This is a genomic window from Photorhabdus heterorhabditis (genome assembly GCF_001280945.1).
GTDB lineage: Bacteria > Pseudomonadota > Gammaproteobacteria > Enterobacterales > Enterobacteriaceae > Photorhabdus > Photorhabdus heterorhabditis.
In genome coordinates, this window is sequence record NZ_LJCS01000040.1 from 1 (window position 1) to 11,891 (window position 11,891).

The 11,891-nt window shown below is 43.7% G+C and carries 5 protein-coding genes; 2 read left to right on the forward strand and 3 right to left on the reverse strand.

Translation table 11 applies throughout. The features are described from left to right. The first annotated feature begins 158 nt into the window (after positions 1-158). Both AM629_RS25265 and AM629_RS13895 read left to right on the forward strand, forming a co-directional pair. The gene (locus AM629_RS25265) at positions 159-449 is read left to right on the forward strand and encodes a hypothetical protein (RefSeq protein ID WP_023046497.1); all 291 of its coding nucleotides are present in this window, start codon (positions 159-161) and stop codon (positions 447-449) included. After that, on the forward strand, positions 388-783 hold the full coding sequence (locus AM629_RS13895) for a hypothetical protein (protein ID WP_235525478.1): 396 nt from the start codon (positions 388-390) through the stop codon (positions 781-783). The genes AM629_RS25265 and AM629_RS13895 overlap by 62 nt, the downstream gene beginning before the upstream one ends. 65 nt (positions 784-848) lie before the next feature. On the opposite strand, the gene AM629_RS25270 is transcribed toward AM629_RS13895, so the two are convergent. The 3 genes from AM629_RS25270 to rtxA form a co-directional block, all read right to left on the reverse strand. Then, positions 849-935 carry a DUF7706 family protein gene (locus tag AM629_RS25270; protein ID WP_420806676.1) on the reverse strand — a complete coding sequence of 29 codons (87 nt, stop codon included), beginning with the start codon at positions 933-935 and terminating at the stop codon, positions 849-851. A gap of 112 nt (positions 936-1,047) precedes the next feature. Then, entirely contained in the window at positions 1,048-1,170 is a 123-nt protein-coding gene (locus AM629_RS25015; RefSeq protein WP_268794975.1) for a hypothetical protein, read from the reverse strand. A gap of 4 nt (positions 1,171-1,174) precedes the next feature. After that, positions 1,175-11,488: an MARTX multifunctional-autoprocessing repeats-in-toxin holotoxin RtxA gene (gene rtxA, locus AM629_RS13900; RefSeq protein ID WP_054479886.1), complete on the reverse strand. Its 10,314-nt coding sequence runs from the start codon at positions 11,486-11,488 to the stop codon at positions 1,175-1,177. Positions 11,489-11,891: the final 403 nt, after the last annotated feature.

Below are 11,891 nucleotides of genomic sequence, written 5' to 3' on the forward strand. Positions count from 1 at the left end.
TGATATGTTCTTTAACAGGGTGGGAAACAGTGGCGAAGAAAAAGGCTGCTAAATCAGGGGGAAAGGTCCGCTCAACTGTATGATGGCGTCGGGATAGTGCCTAAGACCCGATTGGATTAGCAGGGGGCATAAACCTATACACGTATGCCCCCAATCCGATGACATGGATCGATCCTTGGGGATGGAGTTTTCTTGAAATCGTTGGTGATGCGGCCCAAACAACTGGAAAGAAATTTCAAGGGGCTGAAATTTATAAATTTACAAACAAAGTAAAAGTTGAAGGCGTAGCTTTTAAGAAAAATGATTATTTTTATTTAGATAATCTTCACAAAGATCACTACGAGACATTTTCATCATTGGATAAGTCCAAAGGAGTGTTCAATTTAGATGGCTCCTATAATGAGAAAAAATCAATTAAAGCAGCAAAAAGAAAAGGGCCAGGTTGCTGATATGAATGAGAATATTAAACTTCGTCTTCTAGAAAATAAGGATGATTTAATTGAGGGAACATTTTGTTACTCATTATTTGAAGAATCCATTTTTTGCCCGAATTTGATGACGGAATTTATTGAAATTTCTGAGTTTTTCTTGAGTTATAATAATGATCTTGAAATTAAACAATTATTGGAATGGATTATTAGCTGTGTTGAACAATGCTTTTTATCTCATCATGATGAGAATGATTATTACCATATAAAGAATTATTCAATAGATATAGAAAGTAAATGGGAAAACATATGGAAACCAAAACTTAATTATTTACTTGATATAAAGGGAAATTGATTTAATACGTAATAAATAAAATTTGAAACCGGAAGATCTTTATTATCTTCCGGCCTTCTTATGATCTATCTTGGCCAATACCCACGGTAAGCCAGAGCAGATTGAAGCTTAGCGATCGCATCTTTGATCTGATACGCTTCCTCGTCATTCACGGCACAGGCCCGTATCTCCGCCCAGTTCAGCCGCTTAGGGCCAATGCTTCGGTGTGGTTAAGGTTAATGTCCTGTAAATGTTCAACCACTATCGTCATCTCATCCTCTCCCCTTAACCCATAAAACCGGTTATCAGCACCCGCAGTTGAGCCTGTTGCCGCTGGTACTGCTGATGCTGCTGTTGCGTGGCTTCACTGTCAGGAATGAGCACCAGACAGCCGACCATTACCTTCACGTTATTAAGCAAATTTCCCTTTGCCAATCGCTGCATCAGTCCACGCGGTCGCTATGGCGATTTTTGCTTTACTGTCCAAACTCGCAATAAAACCATTATCACCCGCTGTCGGAGAAAAACTACTCATTGCCTGAATCAATGAATCAACGGCATTGTCAGAAAGTGCAGTAAATTCTCTCTCACCTGATTTGTCTTTATCCCCCATCTGCCTCACCAATTTGGCTCGATGACCATTAAAGTAATCATCAAAGGTGACTGCTCCCACTGATTCAAATACGCCTTGAGCGGTTTTGTCCCTGGGATGACGATTCACCGATAGCACCAGATCATATCCGCTGCGTTGGAACCACAGGTTTTTCCAGTCAACATTGTGTAACAGAATGATATCTTCTGCGTTGATATCACTAACCCGACTATCAATCACTTCGCCACTGACCATAAAACTGTCTACGCCTGCCCCACCCTGGAAGCGGTTCTGATAACCGCCCAGCACTAACAAATCCTGACCATCACCACCGTCAAATTGGCTGAACTTCGAAATCGCAGCGGCTATCAGGTGATCATCACCTTCTCCACCATTAATCACCGCATGGTAGCCCATTAGTTTGATCTCATCGTTACCCGTGCTGCCATCGATTCGGTTATCGTTGCCAAACACTCTGGCACTGTCATTGCTTTTACCTAAATCAACCCGGTTGTTATTGCCGATGATCACCGTATAGTCCCGACCGGCCCCGGTATCTACCCTGTTATAGTTACCGGAAGCAACAACGTAATCCTGCCCGTTACCCGCATCAATAAAACCACCTTCACCAAAGACAAAAGCTTGATCATTACCTTCTCCCATAAAGACTTGGTTAATACGTCCGGCTACCACGGCGGTATCATCACCATTGCCGCCAAACATCCAGTTTTCACGCCCCATCAGGACGCCCATGTCATTCCCTTCGCCGCCCGTAAAGATGTTGGAGGTACCCATCGAGTAATAAACATCATCACCACGACCACCCCAGAAGTTGTTGTTATCACCCAGATAAGCGCTGAGATCTTTACCGTCACCACCCCAGTTGAAGTTGTAGTTCCCCAGCGAGATATGGATGTCACTATCCCCTTGCAGATGACCGCTGTTACACAGGAAATCAAAGGTTTTTTGCTCCATGTTAAGCAGATCTGCCGTTAAGTTTTCTTTTAAGTTAGCCATTAATGACTGCATTTCTGTTTGCTTATCTTGACTGAACATCGTCGCAAACAGGTTAGGTAAATTCAGTGAATTAAAGCCAAATTTACGCTCTGATTCGTCGCTAGCCTGAGCATCCGCTCTGTTGTTAATAACAACCGGAGATCCCTGTTCCGGGGTTTCATCAGGCGTTTGCTCTATCAGACCATGACTTTCCGCAAATGACCTGACACCCTCTGTCCCCATATCGATGCCAGCTCGCAAACCATTAAGTAATTTTTCTGGGTTAGTGAAGGCTTTCAGTTGGTCACCACTAAATTCTCCTATCACTTCCAGCATCTCTCGCAGAATAGCCTCGCCATCAACAGGCTCGCCTGTACGGGAAACAATTTGCCCCTCTGCGGTGTAATCCACTCCAAAGATATCCGATAAGGTGGTATCCGCACTGACACCCGCCAACCGACCAAGTAATTTGTTTTTAAGCTGACGCGGCAAGTCCTGCGGGTTATAGGTGAAGGTGGTCTTTACCAGCCCGGTTGTCGTGAATTGCTGGCTCATCAGACCAAACAGTGAACCCAAGTTGGTATCCAGAATTGACTGGATATTGTCACCGAACATTAAGTTCCAGTTACCGGTTGTCACCTGGATATCTGCCCCACGTCCGCCAACAGCAAAGTTGAAAGCCAGCTTCTGATTGGCCTGGCGGAATTTATTTGCGCGGCTCATTTTGCCTGTATCAGTACTATTACCACTTAGCCATTGGTAGTATCTCTTGTTCAACGCTGCTTCCGCGTCACTCTTCAAACCACGACTGCTTCGTTCATGTTGTGAATCCAGATTAACCAGTGTCTTGTAGTCCACACTGCTGGTTTGGTCTAAGCCAGACATATCCTGCACAAACTTCTCCGCACCAGATAACGTCCACTGCTGATCTTGCGCCACCAACCAGTTCCATTCTTCACCAGAACGGGCTATCGATTGCAGTACACCAGTAACACGAATCGCACCATCAAATGGATTGACCAGTGGTGGCGTTGGAATGGATTTATCCATCATGACGATCAGATCATTACTTCGCCCCCGGTTGAAACTGACGTTACGGTTACCGATAAACATCTGTGCTCCCTCAAATGCCTGGTAACCGTCAATATCGAAGCTGTGTTTGCTATCACCATGACCAATGTGAACCATCACATTGTTGTCACCGAAGGCCAGTGATTTAAAACCACCACTTCCCACTTTAACGCCTACATTCGATGTTCCCCAATTGAGCGCAGTAAACTCACCTTCCCCTACGTTTATCTGAATATTGCCAGTGTAACTGAGCGAGCGATTCAGTTTATCGTTTGCGTCAATCTCAATATTCTTTGTACGTTTTTTAGGTGCTGTAAAAGTACGATGGTGATCCGCAATCGCCCCTTTAGCCATGGCATCAGCGGATGTGTAACCTACTTTAGAAAGGGTGATATCACTTTCATCAACACCGCGAATAACCCTTTCTGTATTGGTTGTCAGTTCACTCTGTTTATTCCATTTGAATACGATTTTGTTATCAGGCAGGTTATTGACCCATTGGTTATTTTGGTCACGGGTAAATTTACGACCACTGATATCAACCGCCACTTCGCTACGGCGAGCGGAAACATCACTGCGAATACCTTGTTTATCCATAGCGACGATAAAACGACGGGCAAAACCGTCCCGTTTGTCATCACTGATCAAAGAACAACCCACAATGCTGATATGGATAGGTTTACCGGCCCGCTTAAGATCCTGACTGAACTGTTTTAGTTTTACTGCCAGTTCATCGGCACTGTAACCACTCAGGCGAGTGTTATTGTGTGCTGATCCGTCACGACCATGACCCACAATCTGCCAACGTAATACGCCTGATAATTTGGACGGGTCTCCATAAACCACCTGGTATTTACCATTGGAATCGAGCTGTACAACCACGCTAGAATCAGGATGTTTACCCGCCAAATTAGCGGCAGCTTTAGCAACTACCGGGTCATCCTCCAACTGAATAATAACCTGACCAGTGAAACGTGTTTCACGATTATCAGTTTGGGATGTGATAGCAACACGTTCCCAATTTTCGACATTTTTGTTTTTAACACTGTCATTTGATGCCAGTTTTTCCAATCCGGGGAATATCATGTCACCGTCAGCCGACGCTTTTAGTATCAGTTTGTTTGCTGCCGGATAAGTCAGTATTTTGTTGATATTCGACTGCACGAAACCAGCAGCTTGTTTAAAATTATTGTTCTCAACTTCGACTAGGATTTTCTTACTTTTCTTACCTTGCTTCGTTGTGACTTCCAACGTTATCTCACGCTCACCGTAATCAACCACGCGTCCAGTAGCATCTGAACCCAAGGTAAAGATCTTGCCCTGCTCTTTCAGAGCGCGCAGTATGTAACCTTGTTCGCCCTCACGCGCCTGTTTCCAAACACCGTCATATCTCGCAATGGTTCCCTTTTCAAATTTATTGAATTGAACATAGAAACTTTGGTCTGGTTTTTCACTCGCCTGGAATTTGTAACCCGTGAAGTACGTTTTAAGGTACCCGTTATGGAAAGAGTCCATAAAACGGTAGAAATCATGATAATTAGCAAACGATTTGGCACCATAGTTAGGATCGTAGAATGACCAAACCATTTGAGTGCTATTTTTATCCACCACAACCGACATGGCATGATCTTCAGACATAAATGTCATGTAAGTTGATTTTCTTACATTGCGCAACTTATCCATGACAGATTCATAGCCTTCTGCTTCATAATTCAATGCAGCGTGGATATTCGGCCCGGTCAGCCCATTGGCTTTTAATTTTCCGCCATAAGCGGCGTTGGCTTTGTGATACGCAGCAACCGTAGAGCTATCCATCGATTGGCTGTACTGCATCGACAATAAATCTTCAATCAGTGGGCCGATATTTTGGCGACGATATTGAACCAGCAAAGAAGATTCAATGGAGTTAATATCGGTTTTCTTATTAACTGATGTGTCGTTGTAAGCTTTAACAGCATCCTTCAACCACATCATATAAGCTTTACCCCCCCCTGAGCCATGTACCCGTTCTTCTATCAGATAACGGGCAGATAGGGCAAAACATAATCCCTTACGCAATGATTTTGACTTAACTTTATCTCCGTCCGTCAAGAGTACACTGCCAATTTCTGGAATAATCTTATCAAGTTTCTCCAGCAGGTTATCACCCTGACTGAAATGGAATGAAGAAGCCTTCAGCTCTTTCCCACGTGCCATAAAGTCAAAGATTTTGTTGTCAATTTTTTGTAACACATCTCCCTTGATAACATCACGATTTTGAGAATTAGCGATTTGTTTATCAGATGCCGATATTGCAAGTAATGTTTTTTCTTTCTTGTCGATTGGTGTATCCGTCGATAAATTTTTACGGTTTTTCTCTACTGAGAATTGATCGTTCATCGAATAGCGGAAATTGGCATTAATTTGCAATCGGTTGATGGCACCTTTCGCCTCTTTCAGCTCGTCCAGATCTTCTTCTGTCAATCTTGTACTGAATCGTCCATCGGCATGTATGACAGATTCAGCGTTAACATGGCTGCCAGTTTCTACTATCTCCGTCGATTCATAAGCCTTGCCAGATAAACTACTACCAGATGCACCTACACGCTGTGGTTTTGTATGCTCATTCTGCTTTGCCCCTTTTGCATCGGTTTGTACCTGAGCCACTGTATTCTCAGCCAGTGTAATGTCACGTTTGCCCCGATTTTCTGCATCTTGATAGACGATATTGGCGTCATTTGCCGCTTTTTCTGCCTGCTGTTGCTGCAACAACGCCTCTGCTTTTCTTAACGCTGCTTTTTCCTGAACCTCTGCAATATCTTGCTTCACGCTGACACGATGTTGCTCACTTTGTGCTACGCCGACCTCTGATTTCGCAACCGCTTCTTTTACTTGTTGTTGGTTATCCGTAATAATCTGTTGAGCATAAACTAATTTTTCCTGTGCAATATGTTTAGTGTGATTCAATTTATCCTGCACACTGCCTAATAATTCGCTAGCAAATTGATCACGCCACTGGTCACCTGATTCGCCGTGGTAATTCGCATAGCCATTGAGCGCATCCAGACCTTGAGTCATTGAGATAAGTTCGTTAGTGACGGCCTGTGATTCTTCTTTCACTGCATCACACTGCATTTGCCCATTGGTGTTTAACACCGTCTGATCTGTTGATTCAAGTTGAGATTGTGTTTCTGCAATCGCTGCCAGTTGTTTATCTTTTTCTTGCTCCAGAAGACGATGATCTTTTTCGGCTTTTTCTTTATCGTTTAACGCACCTTGCGCCGCTTTATCCTGTTTCGCTTGTTCGGTAACAGCATTGGCTTGTCGGGAATTCTTAAATTTTGCAACGATATTATCCACAATATAGCCTATCCCATCACTCAAACCGGTACCTTTAAACTCAATTCGGTTACTACCCGTTTTTGCTGTCAACTCCAGTGTTTTATTTTGCCATTGAGTGACATCTCCAGACGTTGAGAATACAGATTTACCGTTCCAAAAAACCTCCATACCATTGCTGGTGAGAAAAGCCTTGGAACGATTGGCAAAATCAAAGCTCAGTACAATCACTTCTCCTGCAAACAAGTTTCGCAGGTCCTGATAAATAGCCGTGTTTTTATCCGCATCAAGTTCACTGACTCGATCTCCATGACCTACATTATCCAGACCGTAAACACTCGCTGAGTGATTTGCTTCCATACCATTGGTTACTAACCAGCCATGATTACCTTGTTCAAAATTACCATTGATGATCAGATTGGATTCCTGGCCTGAACCAAAATTTTCATTAATATCTAATGAACGATGAATCTTATCAAGATCAGGCGTTGCTATCTCTGTCACAGAACCACTCAAGCGACGGTTTAAATCCGAACTTATCGGGGCAATTTCCCCTATTTTAAAACCATCAATCGCAGAGACTTCAGCTACATTAATCGCCCCTCGCCCCTTATGGGTGCCAGATGTGTTAGCCTCATTCCCCTGAATCAGATAGTTGATCGCCTGGCTGCCACCTACACCTAATGCCGTCTGTTTGATATTTTCAAAGAAGGCAACGAGTTTATTACTTTCGGTACTACTTTCTGCAACTGCAAGGCTGTAGAAATCGCCGTTACCAATCTTAATCGCCACGTTATTGTGTGCATAAGAAGCATTGATACCCAAACCATCACCAATATGGATATTGGCATTACCTTTGCCTTTCATAACTGCAACATTAAGACCATCCCCAACTTTGGTATTGACGTTATATTTCCCCCACGCCACATTAACTGAAACACCATTACCCACTTTGGTATTCACATTAAGATCACCCTGCGTTGCGGTCACACTTAAGCCGTTACCTACCGTTGTCGTGATGTTAGCTTTCCCTTTTGCTGCAATAACCTGTACACCATCACCGACTTTGGTGATGATATTGCTTTCGCTCCATAAGGCATTAAAACTGTCTCCCTTCCCCACTTGGGTGACGATGTTGGCTTTACCTTTAGCAAGCACCACATTGCGGCCTTCTCCCACTTTAGTGATAACATTCGCCTCGCCCCAGACCCCAGTATAATCATCACCGCTACCCGCATGAGTGATAATATTGATATCCCCCTGAACAACCGTAACTTCCTGTTTATCCCCCACTTTGGTAATAATGTTCGCTTTACCTTTCGCGAAGTTGTAACGGTCGCCATTTCCCACTTGTGTCAGGATATTAGCCTCTCCCCAGACAGCATTAATCCCAGTGCCGCCTCCAACTTTGGTAATAATATTGGCTTTACCTTTGGCAAAACCAACCGTAGTACCATCACCAATATGAGTCATGATGTTACCCACATCGGAAATAAGCAGGCCAACCGTGGTACCGTCTCCCACTTTGGTCAGAATATTGCCTTTGCCAAGCAGTACGCCAGCGGTTACCGAGTCACCCACATGCGTGATGATGTTAGCTTTCGCTGTGGCAACAACTCCCATAAAATCATTACCCACTTTAGTAACAATATTCGCTTCACCCAGTGCTAAAACACCGGTTAAGCCATTGCCTGCATGGGTCATAATGTTGGCTTTGCCAAACATTGCCGCCAGCGTTGTACCGTCACCGACTTTGGTCATCACGTTCAGTTCACCGGCGAACAAGCCAATACTGGTACCATCACCTATATGCGAATAGATATTAGCTTTACCCATCATTAAGGCCGCGGTCAGGTCATTACCGACTTTGGTCAGCACATTGGCACCTCCGATCATGGCAGCAAAAGTATTGCCATCCCCCACGTGGGTAAAGATATTAGCCTCACCTATCATTGCCGATAGCGTCATACCGCTACCCACTTTGGTCGCGATATTACCTTTTGCTAACATCAGAGCAACGCTCGTGCCGTCACCAATATGGGTAAACACATTGCCGACAGCTAGCATCAGCGCCAGTGCATTACCGTCACCCACTTTGGTAAAGAGGTTTATTGCGCCGCCCATCAACGCCCACGCATCACCCTTGCCAACATGGGTAAAGAGGTTGCCCGCGCCGATCATAGCGGCAATCGCGCTACCCTCCCCAACTTTAGTGAAGATATTGCCTGCCGCACCCATCACACCCAGCGTCTGACCGTCACCAACATGAGTCAGCACGTTACCGATACCCAGTATGGTACCAATCGTATCGCCGTTTCCTATTTTGGTCAGAATATTGGCACCACCCAGCATAACGCCCGTCGTATTGCCGTTACCGATATGGGTTAGAACGTTTGCGCCACCCCCCATCACAGCTAACACATCTCCCCACCCTTTCCTGGTAAGAATATTAGCGCCACCTAACGCAATTGCCTTGGTATTGGACATTTCAACATCACTACTAATATGCGTAATAATGTTGCCCCCCCCTAACATGCCAGAAACCAAATCACCTGCACCAAGCTTAGTCAGCACATTAGCACCGCCCACCAGCACCGAGGACACATTACCGTTACCCTTTTGGACCATGAGATTAAAACCGCCAGCACCTGACCAGTTCGCTCTACCATTACCAATATGCGTGTGCGTATTATAACCACCCAACATCATCACTTGGCTGTTGCCATTGCCTTTATGAATCGAGATATTACCAACCGCCAGAAGATGGGCCAGATAACGGCCATCACCGACTCGTACAAGAACATTTGCTGCACCGCCAGCGTTAACATCCATTTCTCCATGCTGACTTTGGTTAACGATAACGTTTGCTAAACCAGCACCACGGAATGTTAAATCGCCCTCTTCACCACTTTTTACAATAACGTTAGCAGCACCGCCGCCTGCAAAATCGACATTGCCACGGGTAACACTAGAGTTAATAACGTTTCCACCACCCACGCCGTTAAACTGGATGTTACCGGAACTATCACCATTGTTGGTTAATGAGTTCACAAGCTCTTGCTGGCTATATTCTTCGGTATGTGCTAACCGATCAAAGGCACGACGTACCGTTGTATTATGGCTATATTGAAGCTGGCTCAACATGTAGCCACCCGCACTCATAGAGAGATAACCGTTTGCAAATGAAATATCTTCATCAGCCAGATTACTGGTATGATCGCCTGCTTTGAACCACGCGCTAGCAAAGTATTTGAGTTCCTGCGTAATTGGATCGTTTTCTAGCTCAACGACGACTACCTTGGTGTATGATTCCAGATATTTGGCATACACATAAGTATTCGGCTGACGATTCGATTTCACTGCGGAAACATCAACTTTTTGACTATTGTAAAAGATCGATCGTCCCCCCATTTTTGCATTAAGGAGCATGATATCTTCTACTTTAACCGTCGTTCCGCCAGCATAAACAACCCACTCGTTTTCAGATAAACTCTCCCCAACCACACAACAACAAATAGTAATAGGCTGACGGTGCTCAACAATTAAATTGGAAAGACGGTAGGCACCATTAATGTTTATATCGATAAATCCATTAGCTGAAGATATATCCGTTGAAGCAAGATCTTTAAGGTGATCGCCTTCTTTATACCAAGAGGTAGAGTAATAATTGAGATTACCGGTTTCAGGATCGTTAAAAAGATGCACTTTGCTGATCTTGGTATATATTTCGTCAACAAACGCAAAGAGATAAGTATCAGGCTCAATCGTTGATTTAATGCCTGTCACTGGCTGGGACTCCTGAATCCAACTTCCTCCCATCGTCGCTGTCGTTAAGACGATCTCACCAGCTTTAGCATATTCCAGTGATTCACCGCGAGGGCGGTCATTTGCGCCTATTCTTAATATTTCGTTGTAAGCACCGATACCGGAGAAGCTAATATTGCCGTGCCCAATATCAGAATAAATTTTGTTATAACCGCCAATACCTTCAAAAGTAATATCACCGCGAGTCCGTACGTAGATATCTTCTTTTTGGCGAATACGCTTAATCCGGTTAGATGCTCCAGCACCGCGCAAAGTAATATCACCTTCTTTACCTTTGCGTATAATGTGATTATCTGCTCCTGCGCCAGTGAAATTAATATTACCGCTTTCAATCCGCGAGCTGATGCTATTTGCAGCACCAGCACCATTAAACGTTACATCTCCATTGCTTCCACTGTAACGGTCATACCAGGTGTGATCGATTTGGTTACCTGCTCCTGCGCCATCAAAGTACAAATTACCCTGATTAATTTCATGCCATAATTTATTGTAGCCACCAGCACCTTTAAAGCTTACGTCACCAGTCAGACCTTTACGGATCATTTCGTTATAAACAGCCGCACCAGCAAAATCCAGCTCACCGTGGTTACCTGTGTGATTCAGGGAAGCGCCACCTGCAACGCCAGAAAATAAAACATCACCATCACCTCTTTTATCAATATCGGCGTAACCTGCCCCTCCTTTTACGGTCAAATTACCCGTAGAATCCTCGATTTCTAAATACGCGGCACCACTAACCACTGTGTCATTACCTGTACCGGTATATACCTTAGCCGCTATCGAACCCAACGTAATATAGTCATTCCCTCCGCGGGCATAAATGTAACCACCAAATCCAATAGCATCAATGTCATTATCATCATCATCAGCGAAATAATTCCCGGTAAAAAAATATTCTGCACTCCTGTTTGATGATTTACCCATAAGCAATCCCTTAGTTTGATATCAAAGTTAAAACTGTATCCGACGGACAATGTTGAATATCCTATTTCACGCACAATACAAACCCACTGCGCCTTCCAGAGAAAAAGAGCCGACAGAACAAATTATTAATAAATAATGCACAACAACGACAACATTAAACTCAGAAAAATATTAATCTGATGTATCTATAAACACGTTTAAATAAATAAATCGAATAAAATAAAAATTCAAAAACAATGTTTAACGAAGAATATAACGAATTAAAACTAAGATATAACGTTTTACAAATTATGACCAATTATTTATTATCTCTTTATGAAAATATTAATTACACTTATTACCAACGGCAATTAATACTTAAGAAACAATATTATTTTGAGATAATTACATAAAGAAATTTATA

Coding starts and splice junctions, on each gene's coding strand:
- rtxA (WP_054479886.1), bottom strand. CDS start 11,488: ATGGGTAAATCATCAAACAGGAGTGCAGAATATTTTTTTACCGGGAAT.
- AM629_RS25265 (WP_023046497.1), top strand. CDS start 159: ATGACATGGATCGATCCTTGGGGATGGAGTTTTCTTGAAATCGTTGGT.
- AM629_RS13895 (WP_235525478.1), top strand. CDS start 388: ATGGCTCCTATAATGAGAAAAAATCAATTAAAGCAGCAAAAAGAAAAG.